We start from the raw sequence: 19,978 nt of genomic DNA, 5'->3' as shown, positions 1-19,978 counted from the left end.
ACTTTCGCGGGGCTCCCCTGCGTCATATGCCTTGAGTTGGTCACATTGATTGCCATAGGTGGCCATCAGTGCCAGTGGGCATTCCTTAAGGATGTTGGTGTTTCCTCCCCTCGGGCGGCCGTGACCTCATGGGTCCCGCCGATCAGCCGGAGCCTGTGACGTGACGGATCGTTCGCCTGCCTCGACCCCGGGCCTTCTGCCCCGGCGCGCCGTTCTCGGCGGCCTGACCTCGCTGGCGGCCATCGCGGCCGCCGCTCCCTCGGCGCTCGCGCAGGGCGTGCGTGGCGGCGCGACGGCGGAATGGTCCGACAGTTTTGACGCCGGCTCCCGCGCCCGCTCGACCCGCAATCCCTATCCGGTGCTCGGGCCGCATACGGTGCAGGGCCTCGAGCAGGCCATCGCCCAGTATCAGCAGATCGTCGGTCGCGGCGGCTGGCGCCCGGTGCCGGCCAACGAACGCCTGCGCATCGGTTCGCGCCGCCCGGCCGTGGTGGCCCTGCGCGAGCGCCTGGTCGCATCCGGCGATCTCGACGCCTCCGCCGGCCGCTCCGACATTTTCGATTCGTTCGTCGACACGGCGGTGAAGCGCTTTCAGACCCGCCACGGCATCTCGCCGGACGGCCAGGTGCGCGATTCCACCTTCGCGGCGCTGAATGTGCCGGCCGAACTGCGCCTGCGCCAGCTGGAGACCAATCTCGTTCGGGTCCGTGCCCAGTCCGGCTTCCTCGGCAACCGCTTCATCGTGATGAACATTCCGGCCGCCCAGCTCGAAGCGGTCGAGAACGGCACGGTCGTCTCGCGCCATGTGACCGTGGTCGGCAAGATCGACCGCCAGTCGCCGGTCATCTCGACCCGCGTGCAGGACATCAACTTCAACCCGTTCTGGACCGTTCCGGCCTCGATCATCCGCAAGGACCTGATCCCCAAGATGCAGGCCGAACCGGATTATCTCGCCAAGAACCGCATCCGGGTGTTCAACGGTCAGGGTCAGGAAGTGGCCCCTGAATCCATCAACTGGAATTCGATGGATGCGATGAATTTCCGCTTCCGGCAGGACCCCTTCGAGGGCAACTCGATGGGCAATGTCCGCATCAACATTCCGAACCAGCATGCGGTCTACATGCACGACACGCCTTCCAAGGGCCTGTTCGGCGAGGACCAGCGCTTCCACTCCTCGGGCTGCGCGCGCATCCAGAACATCCGCGAACTGATCGCTTGGATCCTGCAGGGCACGCAGTGGTCGCGCTCGGAGATCGACCGCATCTTCCGCACGACCGACCGCGTGGACGCAAAGCCGGTGCAGCCGGTGCCGGTCTACTGGGTCTACATCACCGCCTGGGCCAATCCGGACGGACTCGTGCAGTTCCGCGACGACATCTACCAGCGCGACGGCATCGGCCCGCAGGCCGCCACCAACACCGCCCAGCCGGTGGCGCTGCGCTGACCGCAACGTTTTGCTGATAGCTTCGAAAGCCCGGCTCTCGCGCCGGGCTTTTTCGTTGACGCGCAGGTTGTGGCACATTCGTCCGATGCCCGACTCGTCCGGCCGCACCGTCTATTTCGAGCACCGGCCCCTCGGCGCCTATGTGCGCGTCGCCGCGATCTGCGCCGAAACCGGTATGGAAGTGGTTGTGATGGGGCCGGTCAATGCTGCCCTGCACGACCTCGAGCGCCTCGCCCGCCGCAAGCTGGAGCGGCGTCTGGCGCAGGATACGGGCGAGGGGGCCTGACCTCGCCACAAGGTCTGGTGGCTCGGTCGCGCGCAAGGCTTGGACTCGCACCGGGCGCTGTGCTACCGCGATGGCCCATGCCCCGACACTGCCGGCGCCCGCCGCCGCTGCCCACGGAGTGATCCGGATGTCTTCGTCTTCCGCCGCGTCCAGCCAGCCCTTCGACGGCTTCTTCTCCGCCTCTCTCGCCGATGCCGATCCCGTCATCTTCGACGCGATCAGACAGGAGCTCGGCCGCCAGCAGCATGAGATCGAACTCATCGCCTCCGAGAACATCGTCTCGAAGGCGGTGATGGAGGCTCAGGGCTCGGTGATGACCAACAAGTACGCGGAGGGCTATCCCGGCAAGCGCTATTACGGCGGCTGCCAGTTCGTGGACATCGCCGAGACGGTGGCCATCGAGCGCGCGACCAGGCTGTTCGGCTGCAAGTTCGCCAATGTCCAGCCGAATTCGGGCAGCCAGGCCAATCAGGGCGTGTTCATGGCGCTGATGCAGCCGGGCGACACGTTCATGGGCCTCGATCTCGCGGCCGGCGGCCACCTGACCCATGGCTCGCCCGTCAACGTCTCCGGCAAGTGGTTCAAGGTCGCGCCCTACACGGTGCGTCAGGACGACCAGATGATCGACATGGACGAGGTCGCGCGCATCGCCCGCGAGACGAAGCCGAAGATCATCGTCGCCGGCGGCTCGGCCTATGCCCGCTTCTGGGACTTCGCCCGCTTCCGCGAGATTGCCGACGAGGTCGGCGCCTACCTCTTCGTGGACATGGCGCATTTCGCCGGCCTCGTCGCGGGCGGCGCGCATCCCTCGCCGTTCCCACACGCCCATGTCGTGACCACCACCACCCACAAGACGCTGCGCGGGCCCCGCGGCGGCATGATCCTCACCAATGACGAGGATCTCGCCAAGAAGTTCAACTCGGCGATCTTCCCGGGCATCCAGGGCGGCCCGCTGATGCATGTCATCGCCGCCAAGGCGGTGTCCTTCGGCGAGGCGCTGCGCCCCGAATTCAAGACCTATGCCCACGCCGTCGTCGCCAATGCCAAGGCGCTGGCCGAGACGCTGAAGACGGCGGGCTTCGACCTCGTCACCGGTGGCACCGACAACCACCTGATGCTGGTCGATCTGCGCCCGAAGAACCTCACGGGCAAGGCCTCGGAAGCCTCGCTCGGCCGCGCCTACATCACCTGCAACAAGAACGGCATCCCCTTCGATCCGCAGAAGCCCTTCGTCACCTCCGGCGTCCGTCTCGGCACGCCGGCCGGCACCACGCGCGGCTTCGGCATCGCCGAGTTCAAGCGCATCGGCGAACTGATCGCCGAGACGCTGGACGGCCTCTCCAAGGCCAATTCCGAGGAGGGGAACGCCCAGGTCGAGGCCGCCGTGCGCGAGAAGGTGAAGGACCTCACCGACCGCTTCCCGATCTATTCCTGACGCGCGGGGCAGACGGTGCGCTGTCCCTTCTGCGGCTTCGGCGACACGCAGGTGAAGGATAGTCGTCCCACCGAGGACGGCTCGGCCATCCGCCGCCGCCGTGTCTGCCCGGAATGCAATGGCCGTTTCACCACGTTCGAGCGCGTGCAGCTGCGCGAACTCGTGGTGGTGAAGCGTTCCGGCAAGCGCGTGCCGTTCGACCGCGACAAGCTGATGCGCTCGATCCAGGTCGCGCTGCGCAAGCGGCCGGTGGACCCGGAGCGGGTGGAGCGGCTGGTGTCGGGCATCGTCCGTCAGCTCGAAGCCTCCGGCGAATCCGATATTCCCGCCGAGAATATCGGCCGCATCGTCATGGAGGCGCTGAAGGCGCTCGATGACGTCGCCTATGTCCGTTTCGCCTCGGTTTACCGCAATTTCCGTGATCCCCGCGAGTTCCAGCAGCTCATCGGCGAGATGTCCGAGGACGGCGAGGCGACGGCGGACCCGAAGGCCGGATAGGCCATGGCCGATCGGGTCTTCTCGGCCGCCGACCGGCAGTTCATGGACCACGCGCTGCGGCTCGGTCGCCGCGGCCTTGGTCTCACCTGGCCGAACCCCTCGGTGGGCTGCGTCCTCGTCAAGGACGGCGCGATCGTCGGCCGGGGCCTGACCCAGCCGGGCGGCCGCCCGCACGGCGAGACCACCGCCATCGCCCATGCCGGCGGCTCGGCGAGAGGCGCGACGGCCTATGTGACGCTGGAACCCTGCTCCCACTACGGCAAGACGGCTCCCTGTTCCGATGCGCTGGCGCGGGCAGGGGTGTCGCGCGTGGTCTGCGCCGTCGGCGACCCCGATCCGAGGGTCCGGGGGCGCGGCTTCACCATGCTGCGCGCCTACGGCATCGCGGTCGATGTCGGCTTGTGCGAACGCGAGGCGGCGCTCGACCATCGCGGCCATTTCAACCGCATCCGCCTCGGCCGCCCCTTCGTCCAGCTCAAGATGGCCATGTCCTCGGACGGCTTCGTCGCGGTGAAGAGCGGCGCGCGCACGCAGATTTCAGGACCGCGCGCGCACGATCAGGTTCACCTGATGCGCGCCATGGCGGATGCGATCATGGTCGGTGTCGGCACGGTGCTATCAGACGATCCGATGCTCAACTGCCGCCTGCCGGGCATGGAACATCGCTCGCCCATCCGCGTGGTGATCGATTCACGCCTGCGTCTGCCGCTGACCTCTCGGCTCGTGCGCACGGCGCATGACATACCGACCTGGGTGCTCGGAACCGTCGGCGCGCCGCCGGAAGCCGAGCGCGCGCTGCGCGCCGCCGGTTGCGAGGTCATGCTGGTCCGGCGCATGGAGGACGGCTCGGTGGATGTCGCCGCGGCCCTGCGCCTGCTCGCCGTGCGCGGCATCACCCGCGTCATGACCGAAGGCGGCCCGACCCTTGCGCGATCGCTGATCGATGCCGATCTCGCGGACGAGATCTGGCTCACCCGTTCGCCCGATCCGTTGGGCGACGGTGTGCCGGCGCTCGCCGGTCCTCTTCCCGCCCGCTATCGTCCGGTTGAAAGCCGTCACGCCGGACGGGACCACGTCGAAATCTTCCTCAGGGAGTCCTGATCCATGTTCACCGGCATCATCACCGACGTCGGCGAGGTCGTCGCCGTGGAGGAAAAGGGCAGCGCCCGGCACCTGACCGTCGCCTGTTCCTACCCGGCCGACTCCCTGCCGCTCGGCGCCTCGGTCTGCCACATGGGCGTCTGCCTGACGGTGACCAGCCTGCAGTCCGGCTCGAACCACACCCTGATCACTATCGACGCCTCCGGCGAGACGCTGGCGCGCACCACGCTCGGCGACTGGCATGCGGGCCGGAAGGTCAATCTGGAACGCGCGCTGCGCATCGGCGACGAACTCGGCGGCCACATCGTCACCGGCCATGTCGACGGCGTCGCCGAGATCGTCTCGCGCGAGGATCGAGACGGGACGGCCTGGTTCGTGTTCCGCGCGCCGCGAGAACTCGCCAGATACATCGCGGAAAAGGGCTCGGTGGCCCTCGACGGTACCTCGCTCACCGTCAACGGCGTCAAGGACGACACGTTCACTGTCACCATGATCCCGCACACGCTGGCGGTGACCACATGGGGCGATGCCAAGGCGGGCGACCGGGTCAATATCGAGGTCGACATGATGGCGCGCTACTCGGCGCGCCTTGCGGAGGCGAAGGCCGGGGGCTACTAAGCCGCTCCAATTTCCGAAGGACAGTCCATGGCCGCCCCGCGTTCCGCGCCTGAGCAGGTGATTCCGACCCACGCACGCGTGTTGATCGTCGAGGCGCGCTTCTACGAGGACATCGCGGATGCGCTGCTCGATGGCGCGACCGCCGCGATCGCTGAAGTGGGCGCGACCTACGAGCTGCATACGGTGCCCGGCGCGCTCGAAATCCCCGCTGCCATCGCGATCCTGATGGACGGCGCTGCCGCGCGCGGCGAACCCTTCGACGGCGCCGTGGCGCTCGGCACCGTCATCCGTGGCGAAACCACGCATTACGAGATCGTCTCCGAGGAATCTTCGCGCGCGCTCATGGACCTCTCCATCGTCCGCAAGATGCCTCTCGGCAATGGCATCCTCACCGTCGAGAACGACGCGCAGGCCTGGGCGCGCGCGCGCAGGAGCGAACTCGACAAGGGCGGCGGCGCGGCCAAGGCCTGCCTTGCCATGATCCGTCTCAAACGCGCGGCGGAGCGTTCGTGATGGCTCTCGCTCCCACCCCGAAACAGGCGAACAAGCGCGGCACGGCCCGCCTCGCCGCCGTGCAGGCGCTGTACCAGATGGACGTCGCCGGTTCCGACATCAACGACGTCATCGGCTCGTTCCAGACCTTCTGGATGGGCCGCGAGGTCGAGGGTGAGACCTATCTGCCCGCCGACCACCAGTTCTTCCGCGACATCATCCAGGGCGTGATGCGCGAGCAGCAGCGCATCGACGTGGCGGTCGACCGCATCCTCGCCGACGAGTGGCCACTGCGGCGCATCGAGGCGGTGCTCAGGGCCGTGCTGCGCGCGGGCGCCTACGAATTGTTCGAGCGGCCGGACGTGCCGGCCAAGGTGATCATCACCGAATATGTCGACGTGGCCGACGCCTTCGTCGATCGCGAGGAAGTCGGCATGGCCAATGCCGTGCTCGACAAGATCGCCAAGCGCGTCCGCGGCGCCGAAATGGGCGACGCGCCCAAGAGCTGACTCCGGTCCGGCGAAACCCCGCCCGCTACTCCGCGTTCCTTCCATGATCCCATCGCTGCTGCCGCCTGTCGGACCGCGCTCCGACAGGTTGTGGCGGTGGCTTGGGTCGCCGGGGAGGAATTGCGATGAGCTATGTCGATGGTTTCGTTCTCGCCGTGCCGAAACAGAACATGGACGCCTACAAGGCCATGGCGCAGACGGCGGGCGCCGTGTGGAAGGAATATGGCGCGCTCGCCTATGTCGAATGCTGGGGCGACGACGTTCCCTATGGCGAGCTGACCTCGTTCCCGCGCGCCGTGCAGGCCAAAGACGACGAGGTCGTCGTGTTTTCCTGGATCGTCTACGAATCGCGCGAGCAGCGCGACGCGATCAACGCCAAGGTCATGGCCGATCCGCGCGTGAAGTGCGAGCCGGCCGACGCGCCCTTCGATGCGAAGCGCATGATCTACGGCGGCTTCAAGTCGTTCATCGATCTCTGATCGGCGTTCGGCGCAACGAGGCTTGCGCCACGGGGGCGGTGCGGGGATGGTGCGTTCCCCAAAGCCCTGCCTTGCCGATGACCCGCCCCACCGAAGATGAACTGATCGCCCGCTATCTCGCGCCCCTCGCCGTCGCGGCGGGGGCGGACGGGCTGAGCGACGATGCCGCCGCGCTGCCGGAGGGTGCGGGAGAGTTGGTCGTCACCAAGGACATGGCGATTGCCGGGGTCCACTTCTTCCCCGACGATCCGCCGGCCATGATCGCGGCCAAGGCGCTGCGCACGAACCTTTCCGATCTTGCCGCCAAGGGCGCGGCGCCCGCCGGCTTCCTGCTCGGCCTCGGCCTGCCGCAGGACTGGACCGAGGACTTCCTCGCCGCCTTCTGCGAGGGGCTCGCGGCCGATATCGCCGCCTATGCCTGCCCGCTCTATGGCGGCGATACGGTCAAGGTGCCGGGGCCGCTGACCATTTCCATCACCGCCTTCGGGCGCGCGCGGCGCTGGGTGCGGCGGCGCGGCGCTCAGGCGGGCGACGTGGTCTGCGTCACCGGCACGATAGGCGATGGGGCGCTGGGCCTTGCCGTTCGCGCTGCCGAGCGCGATCCGGCCGGGGCTGCGCGGTGGATAGGCGGGTTGACCGCAATCGACAGGGAGCATCTCCGCGCCCGCTATCTCTTGCCCCAGCCGCGCACGGCGCTCGCAGAGGCGGTCGCGGCCCATGCCTCGGCGGCAATGGACGTCTCCGATGGCCTTGCCGGCGACCTTGCCAAGCTGCTGAAGGTCTCGGGCGTCGGCGCCCATGTCGAGGCCGATAGCGTGCCGCTCTCCGACGCCGCGCGGTCTGCGCTTGCCCTCGATCCGGCTCTGCTTCGCGCCGCGTTCACCGGCGGTGACGACTACGAGATCCTGCTGACCTGCCGGCCCGATGCCTTCGCTCCGCTGGAAGCCGCGGCCGATGCGGCGGGGGTTTTCTTCACCCGCATCGGCGAGGTGGCCGCCGATCCCGGCCTCGTCATCCGCGACGGGCAGGGCAATACCCTTGATCTCGGCCCTGGCCGCTTCGAGCATTTCTGAGGGCGCATCGTGGCTGTCCGTCCGCTCGTCATGTTTCCCGACCCGCTGCTGCGCCGGAAGGCGCTTGCCGTCGAAGCCTTCGACGACAGCTTACAGGCGCTGGCGCAGGATTTGATGGACACTCTCGTCGCGGCCCCCGCGATCGGCCTCACCGCGGCGCATATCGGCGTGCCGGCGCGGCTGGTGGCCATTCGCCTCGCCGACGACGCGCTGATGCGGCTCTACGTCAATCCCGAGATCACCTGGACCTCGCCCGAGATGAAGACCGAGCGGGAAGGCTCCGTGTCGATGCCCGGCATTTCCGAGGAGATCGAGCGTCCCGCCCGCGTCGGGCTGAAGTGGCGGACCCTGACCGGCGACCTGAAAGAGGGCGAGGCGGACGGCTTCCTCGCCGTCGTTCTCCAGCATGAGATCGACCAGCTCGACGGCCTGTTCTGGCTGGAGCGCCTGTCGCGGCTCAGGCGCGAGCGGGCGGTGAGGCGATACCAGAAGGCGTCAGGCCGGAGGTGATCGGCGGCCGGCCGGCGACCGTGGCCGGGCCCGGTGACTTGCCTCGAAACATGGAATCCGGCTCAACTGGAACGTGCGAGCACGACTGAACGTGCTCATGGGAGGGCCGAATGGCAGGCAAATTCGTGTTGAGCAAGGCATCGAATGGGCAGTTCCGCTTCGCGCTGAAGGCCGGCAACGGCGAGACGATCCTGACCAGTGAACTCTATACGACCAAGGCAGCCTGCGAGAACGGCATTGCCAGCGTTCGCAAGAACGCGCCCGAGGATGCCCGCTACGAGCGCAAGGCCGCCAAGAACGGCCCGATGTTCAACCTCAAGGCCACCAATGGCCAGGTCATCGGCACCAGCGAGGTCTATTCGTCCGAAAAGGCCCGCGACAATGGCATCGAGAGCGTCAAGAAGAACGCGCCCGACGCCAAGCTCGACGACACCACCGCCGCCTGACATCGCACCAGTCGGACGACGCTCCGCCGCCCGGCCGTTCAGCAGCCGGGCGCGACAAGGACGTTGCCGACCTCGTTGTAGTGGAAATTGGCGAGGTGCCAGCCACGATCCGAGCGGCGGAACACGAAGACGTAGAAGAAGAAGCCGGCGGCTTCCGCGCTCTCGCGCATGCGGTAGAGACAGATCATCCGGCCGACGCCTTCCTGCGTCCGGTCGGAGGCGACCGCGCCATAGCGTACCGGCCCGCGATTGGTCATCGCCGTCATCTGCTGGGCGAAGGTGGCGGGGTCGTTGGTGGAGCGCAGGTTGCCGATTACGGAACGGGCGGCGCTGCCGAGATCGTCGTCGTCGATCATCCGCGCGACCTCGTCGGCATAGGCGCGGGGATCCGCGATCAGCGGGAAGGAGCGGCCCTGCTGGGCATGCGCGGCCGGCGCGATTGCGGCGGGCAGGGCAAGCGCCATTGCGGCGGCGAAAAACAGCGACTTCAGCGACATCGAAACCTCTCGGACAGGCGACCGGGCTACCGTCAGTTGTCGCGGGACAGCATTTCCGCTTTGTGGCGCGGCCGCGTGGTTCGATGCGCGTTGCTGCATCCGCCGGTGGTTCAACCGAGCCAATCCTTGATGCGCGCGGCGACCGCCCTCGCCGATATGCCGTAGCGGTCGTGGAGCGTCGGCAGCGCCCCGGCGTCGAGGAAGGCATCGGGAAGGGCAATCTGCCGGAAGGCCGGATGGATGCCGGAGCGCATCAGCAGCGCCGCGACAGCCTCGCCCAGCCCGCCGATCTCCGAGTGGTTTTCGGCGACCACCACGAGCCGGTCGCCGCGCCCCGCCTCGCGCAGGATGGTCCCGGCATCCAGCGGCTTGATGGTTGGCGAGTGCAGCACGGCGACGTCGACGCCGTCGACGGCGAGTGCTTCGGCCGCCTCCAGCGCGCGCATGGTCATGAACCCGGAGGCGATGACCAGAACGTCCCGTCCCTCGCGCAGCAGCTTCGCGCGGCCAAGCTCGAAACTGTAATCGTAGGCGTCGAGCACCAGAGGCACGTTGCCGCGCAGCAGGCGCATGTAGACCGGCCCGTCATGGTCGGCGATGGCGCGCGTCGCCTGTTCGGTGTCGAGCGCGTCGCAGGGATCGACCACGGTCAGATCCGGCATGGCGCGGAAGATGGCGAGATCGTCGGTCGCCTGATGGCTCGGCCCGTAACCCGTCGTGAGGCCGGGCAGGGCGCAGCAGATCTTGACGTTCAGCCCCTCCTCGACGATCGCCTGGCTGATGAAGTCGTAGGTGCGGCGCGAGGCGAAGACCGCATAGGTCGTCACGAAGGGCACGAAACCCTCATGCGCCATGCCGGCGGCGGCGAGCATCAGGAGCTGCTCGGCCATGCCCATCTGGTAGAAGCGGTCCGGGTGCGCGGCGGCGAAGACATGCAGGTCGGTATATTTCGACAGGTCGGCCGTCATGCCGACGATCTCGGGCCGCGCCGCCGCTATCTCCGCCAGCGCATGGCCGAAGGGGGCGGGGCGGGTCGCCTGTCCCTCGGCCGCGAGCGAGGCGATCATCGCCGAGGTCGTCAGATTCGGGCGCGAGGGATCGGCTTCCTGCTCCCGGCGCAGGGCGAGGGCGGCATCGCCGCGCCAGGAATCGGAGCGAGGCTCGTCGGTATGCCTGCTCATGCCATCCTCCCGGCTTCCAGCGCCGCGACCGCCTCGGCCCATTCATGCGGCTCGACCCGCAGGAAATGCGACTTCTCCCGCGCCTCGAGGAAGGGCACGCCCTTCGCCATTTTCGTGTCGCAGATGATGACGCGCGGCCGGGGCTCGGCGAGGCTGCGCGCCGTGTCGAAAGCCTCGATCAGCGCGGCGATGCTGTTGCCGTCAACGCGCTGCACGTGCCAGCCGAAGGCGCGCCACTTGTCCTCCAGCGGCTCGAAATTGAGCACGCCGGTGGACACGCCGTCCGCCTGCATGCGGTTGACGTCGACGAGGCAGGTGATGTTGTCGAGCTTCCAGTGGCCGGCGGACATCGCCGCTTCCCAGGTCGGCCCCTCGTTCAGTTCGCCGTCCGACATCAGGTTGTAGACGCGCGCGTCCGAGCCCTTGCGCTTCAGTGCGAGGCCCATGCCGACCGCGATGCCGAGCCCGAGGCCGAGCGAGCCGCCGCTCATCTCCATGCCCGGCGTGTAGCTCGCCATGCCCGACATGGGCAGGCGGCTGTTGTCGGAGCCGTAGGTTTCCAGTTCCTGCTCGGGAACGATGCCGGCCTCGATCAGCGCCGCATAGAGCGCGATGGCGTAATGGCCGATGGAGAGCAGGAACCGGTCGCGGCCCTCCCAGCGCGGCTCGCCCGGGCGGTAGCGCAGCGCGTGGAAATAGGACACCGCCAGCACGTCGGCGACGCCGAGCGCCTGCGCGATATAGCCCTGACCCTGAACCTCGGCCATGCGCAGCGCATTGCGCCGGATGCGGAAGGCGCGCTCCGCGAGGGAGACGTTGTGCCCGGCCGTGGTCGGCGGCGGTCCATCCCGCATCGTGAGCCCTCCCTGCGGCCGGTCATGCGCCCGCCTTGAGGCGTAGCGTGGGGCGGGAACGTCCGGATTTCAAACGATTTGTATGAAGGGCGTGGGGCTGTCCGCCGTTTCGGATGGCGAAATCCGCGGAGATAGCCGCGCGGTCCGCGGTGGTTGATGCTTGACCTGATCGCCGCAGTCCGATTGCCCCGGGACGCCGTGCGCTGGCATCGGGGAGATGGGCCTGGATCGCAGGCGAGCCGCAGGAAACGGATTGCACCAACCATGACCTCTCCCACCATCATCGCGGTGGCCCCCAACGGGGCGCGGCGGACGAAAGCGGATCATCCGCGCATCCCGCTGACGGTCGCCGAAATCGGCCGGGACGCCGCCCGCTGCGTCGAGGCGGGCGCGGCGATGATCCATGCCCATGTCCGCGCCGCCGATGGCACCCACATTCTCGATGCCGAACTCTACCGGCAGGTCACCGCTGCGATCCGCGCGGAGGCCGGTCCGGCCCCCATCGTGCAGATCACCACGGAGGCGGTCGGCATCTATGCGCCGGAGCAGCAGATGGCGGTGGCCGACGCGGTGGCGCCGGAGGCCTTCTCCATCGCCTTGCGCGAACTGGTGCCGGATGCTTCCTGCGAAACGGCGGCGGCGGCTTTTCTCGCCCGTCATGCGCGGTCCGGCTGCCTCGTCCAGCACATCCTCTATGACGCGGCCGACGTGCGGCGCTTCGTCGGTCTCGTCGGCAAGGGCGTCGTCCCGACCGCTTGCGCCAGCGTCCTGTTCGTTCTCGGCCGCTACACCGCCGGCCAGCAGTCGGCGCCGGCCGACCTTCTGCCCTTCCTCAATGCCTGGTCGCTGTCGCTGCCATGGGCCGTCTGTGCTTTCGGGCTGCGGGAAACCGCCTGCGTCGTGACGGCGGCCACGCTCGGCGGCCATGTCCGGGTCGGGTTCGAGAACAATCTGCACCTGCCCGACGGCACGGTCGCCGAGGACAATGCCGCGCTCGTCCGGCAGGTCGTGGTTGGCGCGGCCGCCCTCGGACTGCGTCCCGCGACGCCCGACGAGGTGCGCGCGATGTTCCGGGCCTCGTGACTGTCGCCCGCCCCATGACCCATTCCGCTCACTCCCGGACAGGCACCCGATGACCAGCGACCAGCGTCCCGCCCCCGCCACGTTCCGGCAGCGCTTCGCGGCGCGCCAGCCGCTGCTCGGCACGTTCATCAAGACGCCGGCCGTCCACCCCATCGAGATCATCGGCGATCTCGGCTTCGACTTCGTCGTCATCGACCAGGAGCACGCCCCCTTCGACCGCAACGCCACCGATCTGGCGCTGCTCGCGGCACGCGCCGCCGGAACCGCCGCCATCGTGCGCGTGCCCTCCGCCTCGCCGACCGACATCCTGTCCGTCCTCGACGGCGGCGCCACGGGCGTCCTGGTCCCCCATGTCGCGACGGTCGCGCAGGCGCGGGCGCTCGCCTCGGCCTGCCGCTACCGGTCCGGCTCGCGCGGCTTCTCGGCGACATCGCGTGCCGGCGGCTACGGCGCGCGCAAGATGTGGGAGCACGTCGCCGCCTCCGACGCCGAGACCACGGTCATCGCCATGATCGAGGATCCGCACGCGCTTCCCGAGATCGAGGCCATTGTCGGGGTCGAGGGCATCGACGGCGTGTTCATCGGCCGGGGCGACCTGACGGTCGCGTTCGGCGCGCCGAACCGCGACGCGCCGGTGATCCAGGAGGCGGTCGACACGATCATCCGCGCGGCATCGGCGGCGGGCAAACCCATCTGCGTCATGGTCGACGGTATCGCCGAGGCCAAGGCGTTCCACGAGCGCGGGGCAACCGCCTTCATCGTCTCGTCGGATCAGGGGCTGATGCGCAGGGCGGCCGCCCAGACCCGCGCGGATTTCGAAACCATCAGGTCCTGACGCCCTCAGGAACCCGGCACCGCGCGCCGCCGCAGGCGCACCGAAACAGGAGGCCACCATGTTCCATGCTTCTGATCCCCGCGCGACGCTGGCTGCGTCCAGGCCGGCCAAATCCGCGACCGAGTTCGCCGCGGCCGACTATGCGCGGTTCTATGCGACGCCGCCGCAGGAGGAGGGGCAGGGCTTCCGGACCTGGTACGCGCGCGGCCAGAATTTCCTCGTTGCCTATTCCGAGGTCGAGGCCGGCGGCGTCCTCGCGCGCACGGCGCAGGCGGACGAATATTGCGTGATCCTTCCCGAGGCGGCTCCCGGCGCGCGCATTGTCGCTGGCACCGAGACGGTCGACCTGCCGGGGCGTTCCATCGCCTTCGTGCCGCCGGGCGCATCGAGCCTCACCGCCTCGGCCAAGGGGCGGATCATCCGCATCTTCTCGACCCTCTCGCCGGATCTCAACGGCAAGTGCTCCAACGCCGCCTCCTATGCGGCGGCCCATCCTAACGTGGCGCCGCTGGAGGCCTGGCCCGATCCGGTCGGCGGCTTTCGCGTGCGCTCCTACAGCCTCGACGTCACCGGCGAGGAAGGGCGCTTCGGCCGCATCTTTCGCTCCACCAACCTGATGGTGAACTTTCTCGAGCCGCGCATCGGCCTGCGCGACATCACCAAGCTGTCGCCTCATCACCACGACGATTTCGAGCAGGGTTCGCTGGTCATCGATGGCGCCTTCGTCCACGACATCCGCTGGCCCTGGACGCCCGACATGACCGTCTGGCGCGACGACGAGCACGAGCTTCTCGCCGCGCCGTCGCTCACCGTCATCCCGCCGCCGGCCGTGCATACCTCGCGCTCGGTCCTGCCGGGCTTCAACCAGATGATCGATATCTTCTCGCCGCCCCGCCGCGATTTCTCGGAGAAGCCCGGCTGGGTGCTGAACGCCGCCGATTATCCGATGCCCGGCAAGACCGCGTGACCAAGGCGCTGCTTCAGGGAGCCACCATGTCCGACACCGCTTCCATCGACACCCATCCGCGCGCGGCCGAGATCGCCGCGCTGCTGGTCGGCGCCATCGACCTGCACTGCCATAGCGGCCCGGCGGCCATGCCGCGCATCCTCGACCACCACGATGCGTTGATGGACTGCGCCGGGGCGAAGTTCCGCGCGCTCCTCTACAAGGACCATTTCTACCTCGGCTCGGCCCATGCCGCGCTGCTGGAGAAGCTGTTTCCCGAGACGGGGGTGAAGCTCTATTCCGGCCTCGTGCTCAACAACGCCTCCGGCGGCATCAACCCGCACGCCGCCGACCATGCGATCAAGCTGGGGGCGAAGATCATCTGGCTGCCGACGCTCTCCGCCGCGAACCACATCGCGGTGCAGGCCAGCGGCCAGGCCAAGACCTTCCCGAAGACCGCGCAGAAGATGCTCGATCCGGTCCCGCTGACGGCGCTGGACGGCAATGGCGGCGTCACCGACGAGGTGAAGAGGGTGCTCGACCTTGTCGCCGAGGCCGACATCATCCTGGCCGGCGGCCACCTCTCCGCCCACGAACTCGCGCTGGTCTTCGCGGAAGCGCGCGCGCGGGGCGTCGCCAAGCTCTTGGTCAATCACCCGACCTACATCGTCAACTGCTCGGATGAGGACATTCGCGGGCTGATCGCCCTCGGCGCGGTGATGGAGCATTCCATCTGCATGTTCGTGCCGGGCCGGTCCTACCGGTTCGATTCGGAGAACCTTGCCCATCTCATCCGCCTCGCGGGGGTGGAAAACACGATCCTGTCCTCCGATCTCGGCATCACTGGCGGCCCGCGCCCGGTCGATGGCTTCCGCCATGTCGTCGGGCAGTTGCTCGATCTCCAGTTCTCCGAGGCCGAGATCCGTGCGCTGGTCGGCGACAATGCCGCGCGCATGCTGAACCTGCCGTCGGCGTGAGGACAGGGCCGCGGGCGCTGGCCAATGCGGCCGCGGCCTGATCAAATGCGCGGATCGGTGTCGCCGCGCGGGTGTTGCCTTGCCGTCCTACCCTCCGGTCCAGTCCGTCGTCCGCGCGCTGTCGCTGCTCGCGGAGATCAACCGGTCCGATTTCACCACGGTCGGCGACCTGCATGCCGCCACGGGACTGCCGAAGCCGACAATCGTGCGGCTTTTGGAAACGCTGATCGGCGCGGGCTACGTCCATTATGACGACCGGCTGCGGCGCTATCAGGTGACGGCGCAGACCGCCTCGCTCAGCGCCGGCTTCCATGGCGCGCCGGTGCTGGTCGAGATCGCCCGGCCCTGGGCCAGGGCCCTGACGCGCGAGATCAAATGGCCGACGGCGGTCTGCGTGCTGGACCGCGACGCGGTCACCGTGAAGCTCAGCACCATTCCCGACAGCCCCATCTCGCCCTTCCACGCGACGATCGGGCAGCGGCTCAGCCTTGCCGCGCGCGCGCTCGGGCGCGCCTATCTCGCCTTCTGCCCGGACGACGAGCGCCGGATCCTTGTCGATCTGATGAAAGCGTCGCCCGATGCCGAGAACCGCGCCTGCACCGAGGCCGGCCTTGCCGCCATGATCGCGACGGTCCGGCGGCGAGGCTTCGCCGAGCGCGACGCCGAGGTCGAGCCGCGCTCGTCCTCGACCATCGCGGTGCCGCTCATGCTGGGCGAGCGGGTGCTGGGAACCTTCGGCGTGACCTTCTTCCGCTCGGCCGTGGCGACGCCGGAGGCCCGGTCGCGGATCTTCTACCCGCTGAAGGAGGCCGCGGCCGGCATCGAGGCCGAACTGCGCGCCCGGAGCGATCAGGACAGCCGCGCCCGATAGTCGCCGTCCGTCCGCGGGCCGATATCGGGAGCCCCTGCCGGGTCAGGATTTCGCGATGCGGAATGCGAGCCGATTGCCGCGACCGGTGCAGGGGGCCGCTCTAGAGATGGTCCATCAAGAATGGCGTCCAGCGCCATCGTGGAGGATCGCTCATGCTCGGTTTCTGGCGCGCAACCCGCCGTCTGTTCCTGTCCTTGCCGCTGGCGGCGGGGCTTGTGCTCCCCGCGCAGGCGCAGAGCTGGCCGGCGCGGCCGGTGACGCTGGTCGTCCCGTTCACCGCCGGCACCGCGTCCGACGTGCTCGCCCGCTCCTTCGCGGAGTTCCTGAGCCAGCAGATCGGCCAGCCCGTGGTGATCGACAATCGCGGCGGCGCCGGCGGCAATCTCGGCGGCGCGGCCGTCGCGCGCGCGGCGGCCGATGGCTACACGCTGCTGTTCGGCACCACGGGGCCGGTCGCCACCAACAAGCTCATGTACGAGCAGATGCCTTACGATCCCGAGCGCGACCTCGCGCCCGTCGCGCTGGTCGCCAGCCTGCCGGTCATCATCGTCGCCAAGGCCGGCTCGCCGCTGCGCGACCTTGCGGCCCTCATCGCCCATGCCAAGGCCAATCCCGGCCGCCTCTCCATCGGCTTTCCCGGCAACGGCACCCTCGGCCATATCACCGGCCTGCTGCTCGCGCGCTCGGCGGGCATCGACATCAACGCCGTCCAGTATCGCGGCAGCGGGCCGATCGCGGGCGACCTGCTCGGCGGCCATATCGATGTCGGCATGGATTCGATGGCCGCCTATGTCACCAATGTCCAGGAGGGCAAGCTGCCGGCGCTCGCCATAGCCAGCCGTCGCCGCTGGAGCGGGCTGCCGAACGTGCCGACGGTCTCCGAGGCCGGCCTGCCGAACTTCGAGGCCTCCGTCTGGTATGCGATCATGGCGCCGGCGGGCGCGCCGGCCGATGTCGTCGCAAGGATCAATGCCGCCGCCAACGCCTATCTCGGAACGGCCGCCGCGAAGGACCTGTTCGGCAAGCTCGGGCTGGAGGCTCTCGGCGGCACGCCGGAGGAGCTGCGCCTGTTCATCGGCAGCGAGCTTCAGAAGTGGGGCCCGATCGTCCGCAGCGCCAATATCCGCTTCTGAGCCGGCAGCGCCGGCCGCCGCTCAGCGGCCGCCGGCGCCCGGCATGAAGACCTCGGGCGGCACGGCCCTGTCGACGATGGAGCGCAGGGCGAAGCTCGAATGCAGCCGCGCGACGCCCGGCAGGCGCGAGAGCTGCGTCATGTGGATGCGCTCGTAGTCGGCTATGTCGCGCGCGACCACGGTGATCAGATAGTCGTCCATCCCGGACATCAGCAGGCAGCGGACGATGGACGGGCAGCGCTGCACCGCCTTCTCGAAGGCGACCAGCGCCTCCTCGCTCTGCTTCTCCAGCGCGATGCGGATGACGACCGAGATGGCGAGGTCGAACTTGTCGAGCGACAGGCGCGCCGAATAGCCGGTGATGTAGCCGGCCTCCTCCAGCGTCTTCTGCCGCCGGGCGCAGGCGGTGGGCGACAGTCCCACGCGCTCGGCAAGCTCGACATGGCTGAGACGGCCGTCACGCTCCAGTTCGCGGATGATGGCGAGGTCGATGCGGTCGATATCCACGAAGGTTTCCGGCGCTCTGGTGAAGATGGACGCAGGATTCCTGCGCGAAGGGCATCTGTCCAGTCGCTTTCGCCGGGATGCGCCGTGCCGGCCGTCGTAACCTCGCCCATTCTCTAGCAGGAGGGGCCCATGCTGATCGGCGTGCCAAAAGAAATCAAAACTCACGAATACCGCGTGGGGCTCACGCCCTCCGCGGTGCGCGAATATGTCCGTCACGGCCATCAGGTTCTGGTCGAGACGGGAGCCGGCGCCGGCATCGGCGCGGCGGATGCCGTCTATGAGGCCGCCGGCGCGTCGATCGCCCGCGACGCGGCCGAGGTCTTTGCCCGCGCGGGCATGATCGTGAAGGTCAAGGAGCCGCAGCCCCAGGAATGGGTGCAGTTGAGGCCCGGCCAGATCCTCTTCACCTATCTCCATCTTGCCGCCGACCGCGCCCAGACCGAGGGGCTCGTCGCTTCCGGCTGCACCGCCATCGCCTACGAGACCGTCACGGATGCGCGCGGCGGCCTGCCGCTGCTGGCGCCCATGAGCGAGGTCGCCGGCCGGCTCGCCATCGAGGCCGCCGCCTTCAGCCTGCGCAAGCCCGCCGGTGGTCGCGGCCTGCTGCTCGGCGGCGTGCCGGGCGTGCCGGCGGCGCGCGTCGTGGTCATCGGCGGCGGCGTGGTCGGCACCCATGCCGCGCGGATGGCGGCGGGTCTTGGCTGCGAGGTGACCATCCTCGACCGTTCGCTGCCGCGCCTGCGCGAGCTCGACGACCTGTTCGCCGGCCGCGTCCGCACGCGCTTCTCGACCGCCGATGCGCTGGACGAGGAGGTTCTCGCCGCCGACGTGGTGGTGGGCGCGGTGCTTGTTCCCGGCGCCAGCGCGCCGAAGCTGGTCGACCGCGCCATGCTGTCGCGCATGAAGCGCCTGGCCGTGGTGGTGGACGTCGCCATCGATCAGGGTGGCTGCTTCGAGACCTCGCACCCCACCACGCACGATGCCCCGACCTACGAGGTCGATGGCGTCATCCACTATTGCGTCGCCAACATGCCGGGCGCCGTGCCGCTCACCTCCAGCCACGCGCTGAACCACGCGACGCTGCCCTTCGGCCTCGCGCTCGCCGACAAGGGGCTCGAAGCGCTGGCGCAGGACCCGCACCTCAGGCGCGGGCTCAACGTCCACAATCGCGCGGTCACCAACCGGGCGGTGGCGGAGAGCCTCGGGATGCCGTTCGCGGAATTGGCGGCGTAGGGGGGAGGGCGGCAGTGGAACGATTGGTCCGCAACCCCTCCAAGGCCGCCCATGCACTGGTCGCATGGCCACGTATGGCAGTGTGGAGTTGCTCCGGCGCACCTTAAGTGGCGCCGGGGTTATTTCTCCTTGCGGACGCCTTTGAACGGTGTGCCGTCCTTCTTCCCATCCATGAACTTTCCTGATTCAGTGTCGCGCTTCGTCCAGGTATCTGTCTTCGGGTTGAAAACTTGAGACCGTCCCTTTACCGCGCCGTTGCGACGGCCATCGCCAGAAGGAGGGTTTGTTGCCATTATGTTCTCTGTCCCAAAAGTAAGCGGCTTCAAGAGTTATTCGGAAGGTAGCTTCGCGGTCAGCTTGATCCCTCGCGCTTCCGCCTCCTTGAGAAAGTCGATCGTATTCTCGGGAAGCTTGCGAAGAGTTCCGCTTGCGGTGTTTCGCGCACGCTCTAGTTCACGACCTCGAATTTCTGCAGTCGTATTGCTTGTTCCGAAGCGTCGCTTCAGTTCATTCGGCATAATAGAGTCATTCAATCCAATCCTATCGGACGGGATCAAGCATGCAGCAGCAAAGTAGTCAGCTTCGCGCTCATCCAATTTGACTGATGCCGAAAACCGCTCGGCTAGCGTCTTGCTGAAGGATCTGTTTCGACGGCCTTCGTGGCCTAGTGCAGCATGGCCAATCTCATGCCAGACCGTAAAACGGTTGTATGGATTGCCACGGTTTGCTCCGTCCACGACTCCGCGGCGGTAGAAAATCGTCTTCGTTGCCGAGTCCCATTCACCATCGCCCTCGCAGAGTTCATCGACCTCGACCCAATCGTTGATCAGGCCGATAGCCTTCGCGCGATCGAGAACGTGTCGGAGGCACGGCTTGTCGACTTGGGTTGCCCCAAGTCGACGAACGGTATCAGTCGCAACCCCTAGTGCATTTTGCTTGCGCCGCTCGTCTGAAGACATCGTAGCATCTC

The 19,978-nt window shown here is 68.1% G+C and carries 24 protein-coding genes; 19 read left to right on the top strand and 5 right to left on the bottom strand.

Annotation, left to right across the window (positions count from 1 at the left end; genetic code table 11):
- Positions 1 to 160: 160 nt before the first annotated feature.
- From JNK84_RS05365 to JNK84_RS05310, 12 genes are all read left to right on the top strand, one after another.
- The gene (locus tag JNK84_RS05365) at positions 161 to 1,444 is read left to right on the top strand and encodes a L,D-transpeptidase family protein (protein ID WP_293421326.1); all 1,284 of its coding nucleotides are present in this window, start codon (positions 161 to 163) and stop codon (positions 1,442 to 1,444) included.
- Between the two features lie 85 nt (positions 1,445 to 1,529).
- A complete protein-coding gene (locus JNK84_RS05360) occupies positions 1,530 to 1,730 on the top strand; it encodes a DUF6898 family protein (protein ID WP_293421324.1) in 201 nt (66 codons plus the stop codon).
- Between the two features lie 127 nt (positions 1,731 to 1,857).
- Positions 1,858 to 3,165 (top strand): serine hydroxymethyltransferase, encoded by a 1,308-nt coding sequence (gene glyA / locus JNK84_RS05355; protein WP_293421322.1) that lies wholly within the window; start codon positions 1,858 to 1,860, stop codon positions 3,163 to 3,165.
- 15 nt (positions 3,166 to 3,180) lie between these two features.
- The gene (gene nrdR / locus JNK84_RS05350) at positions 3,181 to 3,663 is read left to right on the top strand and encodes a transcriptional regulator NrdR (RefSeq protein ID WP_293421320.1); all 483 of its coding nucleotides are present in this window, start codon (positions 3,181 to 3,183) and stop codon (positions 3,661 to 3,663) included.
- A gap of 3 nt (positions 3,664 to 3,666) precedes the next feature.
- Positions 3,667 to 4,764, top strand: a complete 1,098-nt coding sequence (ribD, locus tag JNK84_RS05345; RefSeq protein WP_293421318.1) for a bifunctional diaminohydroxyphosphoribosylaminopyrimidine deaminase/5-amino-6-(5-phosphoribosylamino)uracil reductase RibD — start codon at positions 3,667 to 3,669, stop codon at positions 4,762 to 4,764.
- Between the two features lie 3 nt (positions 4,765 to 4,767).
- Entirely contained in the window at positions 4,768 to 5,382 is a 615-nt protein-coding gene (locus JNK84_RS05340; protein WP_293421316.1) for a riboflavin synthase, read from the top strand.
- Between the two features lie 27 nt (positions 5,383 to 5,409).
- Positions 5,410 to 5,895, top strand: a complete 486-nt coding sequence (gene ribH / locus JNK84_RS05335) for a 6,7-dimethyl-8-ribityllumazine synthase (protein ID WP_293421314.1) — start codon at positions 5,410 to 5,412, stop codon at positions 5,893 to 5,895.
- Positions 5,895 to 6,383 (top strand): transcription antitermination factor NusB, encoded by a 489-nt coding sequence (nusB, locus tag JNK84_RS05330; protein ID WP_293421312.1) that lies wholly within the window; start codon positions 5,895 to 5,897, stop codon positions 6,381 to 6,383. The genes ribH and nusB overlap by 1 nt, the downstream gene beginning before the upstream one ends.
- A gap of 125 nt (positions 6,384 to 6,508) precedes the next feature.
- Entirely contained in the window at positions 6,509 to 6,862 is a 354-nt protein-coding gene (locus JNK84_RS05325) for a DUF1428 domain-containing protein (RefSeq protein ID WP_293421310.1), read from the top strand.
- A 77-nt stretch (positions 6,863 to 6,939) separates the two neighbouring features.
- Positions 6,940 to 7,935, top strand: a complete 996-nt coding sequence (gene thiL / locus JNK84_RS05320) for a thiamine-phosphate kinase (protein ID WP_367272239.1) — start codon at positions 6,940 to 6,942, stop codon at positions 7,933 to 7,935.
- 9 nt (positions 7,936 to 7,944) lie between these two features.
- Positions 7,945 to 8,445, top strand: a complete 501-nt coding sequence (locus JNK84_RS05315; protein WP_293421306.1) for a peptide deformylase — start codon at positions 7,945 to 7,947, stop codon at positions 8,443 to 8,445.
- Positions 8,446 to 8,555: 110 nt separating this feature from the next.
- Positions 8,556 to 8,891 carry a YegP family protein gene (locus JNK84_RS05310; protein ID WP_293421304.1) on the top strand — a complete coding sequence of 112 codons (336 nt, stop codon included), beginning with the start codon at positions 8,556 to 8,558 and terminating at the stop codon, positions 8,889 to 8,891.
- A gap of 38 nt (positions 8,892 to 8,929) precedes the next feature.
- On the opposite strand, the gene JNK84_RS05305 is transcribed toward JNK84_RS05310, so the two are convergent.
- The 3 genes from JNK84_RS05305 to JNK84_RS05295 all read right to left on the bottom strand — a co-directional run bounded on the left by JNK84_RS05305 (position 8,930) and on the right by JNK84_RS05295 (position 11,423).
- Complete coding sequence (locus tag JNK84_RS05305) at positions 8,930 to 9,388, bottom strand: hypothetical protein (protein WP_293421302.1); 459 nt, start codon at positions 9,386 to 9,388, stop codon at positions 8,930 to 8,932.
- A gap of 110 nt (positions 9,389 to 9,498) precedes the next feature.
- A complete protein-coding gene (locus JNK84_RS05300) occupies positions 9,499 to 10,455 on the bottom strand; it encodes a transketolase family protein (protein WP_293423480.1) in 957 nt (318 codons plus the stop codon).
- Positions 10,456 to 10,565: 110 nt separating this feature from the next.
- Complete coding sequence (locus JNK84_RS05295; protein ID WP_293421300.1) at positions 10,566 to 11,423, bottom strand: transketolase; 858 nt, start codon at positions 11,421 to 11,423, stop codon at positions 10,566 to 10,568.
- Between the two features lie 264 nt (positions 11,424 to 11,687).
- Here JNK84_RS05295 and JNK84_RS05290 point away from each other — a divergent pair, with 264 nt between their 5' ends.
- The 6 genes from JNK84_RS05290 (at position 11,688) to JNK84_RS05265 (ending at position 17,268) form a co-directional block, all read left to right on the top strand.
- A complete protein-coding gene (locus JNK84_RS05290) occupies positions 11,688 to 12,506 on the top strand; it encodes a 3-keto-5-aminohexanoate cleavage protein (RefSeq protein WP_293421298.1) in 819 nt (272 codons plus the stop codon).
- Between the two features lie 49 nt (positions 12,507 to 12,555).
- Positions 12,556 to 13,341 (top strand): HpcH/HpaI aldolase family protein, encoded by a 786-nt coding sequence (locus JNK84_RS05285; protein WP_293421296.1) that lies wholly within the window; start codon positions 12,556 to 12,558, stop codon positions 13,339 to 13,341.
- 58 nt (positions 13,342 to 13,399) lie between these two features.
- A complete protein-coding gene (locus JNK84_RS05280) occupies positions 13,400 to 14,308 on the top strand; it encodes a hypothetical protein (RefSeq protein WP_293421294.1) in 909 nt (302 codons plus the stop codon).
- 26 nt (positions 14,309 to 14,334) lie between these two features.
- The gene (locus JNK84_RS05275; RefSeq protein ID WP_293421292.1) at positions 14,335 to 15,264 is read left to right on the top strand and encodes a DUF6282 family protein; all 930 of its coding nucleotides are present in this window, start codon (positions 14,335 to 14,337) and stop codon (positions 15,262 to 15,264) included.
- Positions 15,265 to 15,343: 79 nt separating this feature from the next.
- Positions 15,344 to 16,135 carry a DNA-binding transcriptional regulator gene (locus JNK84_RS05270; protein ID WP_293421290.1) on the top strand — a complete coding sequence of 264 codons (792 nt, stop codon included), beginning with the start codon at positions 15,344 to 15,346 and terminating at the stop codon, positions 16,133 to 16,135.
- A 152-nt stretch (positions 16,136 to 16,287) separates the two neighbouring features.
- Positions 16,288 to 17,268 (top strand): Bug family tripartite tricarboxylate transporter substrate binding protein, encoded by a 981-nt coding sequence (locus JNK84_RS05265; protein WP_293421288.1) that lies wholly within the window; start codon positions 16,288 to 16,290, stop codon positions 17,266 to 17,268.
- Between the two features lie 21 nt (positions 17,269 to 17,289).
- On the opposite strand, the gene JNK84_RS05260 is transcribed toward JNK84_RS05265, so the two are convergent.
- Positions 17,290 to 17,775 (bottom strand): Lrp/AsnC family transcriptional regulator, encoded by a 486-nt coding sequence (locus JNK84_RS05260; RefSeq protein ID WP_293421286.1) that lies wholly within the window; start codon positions 17,773 to 17,775, stop codon positions 17,290 to 17,292.
- Between the two features lie 129 nt (positions 17,776 to 17,904).
- On the opposite strand from JNK84_RS05260, the gene ald reads away from it, so the two are divergent.
- Positions 17,905 to 19,008 carry an alanine dehydrogenase gene (ald, locus tag JNK84_RS05255; protein ID WP_293421284.1) on the top strand — a complete coding sequence of 368 codons (1,104 nt, stop codon included), beginning with the start codon at positions 17,905 to 17,907 and terminating at the stop codon, positions 19,006 to 19,008.
- A 329-nt stretch (positions 19,009 to 19,337) separates the two neighbouring features.
- On the opposite strand, the gene JNK84_RS05250 is transcribed toward ald, so the two are convergent.
- Entirely contained in the window at positions 19,338 to 19,967 is a 630-nt protein-coding gene (locus JNK84_RS05250) for an ImmA/IrrE family metallo-endopeptidase (protein ID WP_293421282.1), read from the bottom strand.
- Between the last annotated feature and the right edge of the window lie 11 nt (positions 19,968 to 19,978).

Source organism: Phreatobacter sp., assembly GCF_016793595.1.
Taxonomy (GTDB): domain Bacteria; phylum Pseudomonadota; class Alphaproteobacteria; order Rhizobiales; family Phreatobacteraceae; genus Phreatobacter.
Note: the sequence above shows the minus strand (reverse complement) of the source record. Positions and strands in the feature narration are given on the sequence as shown.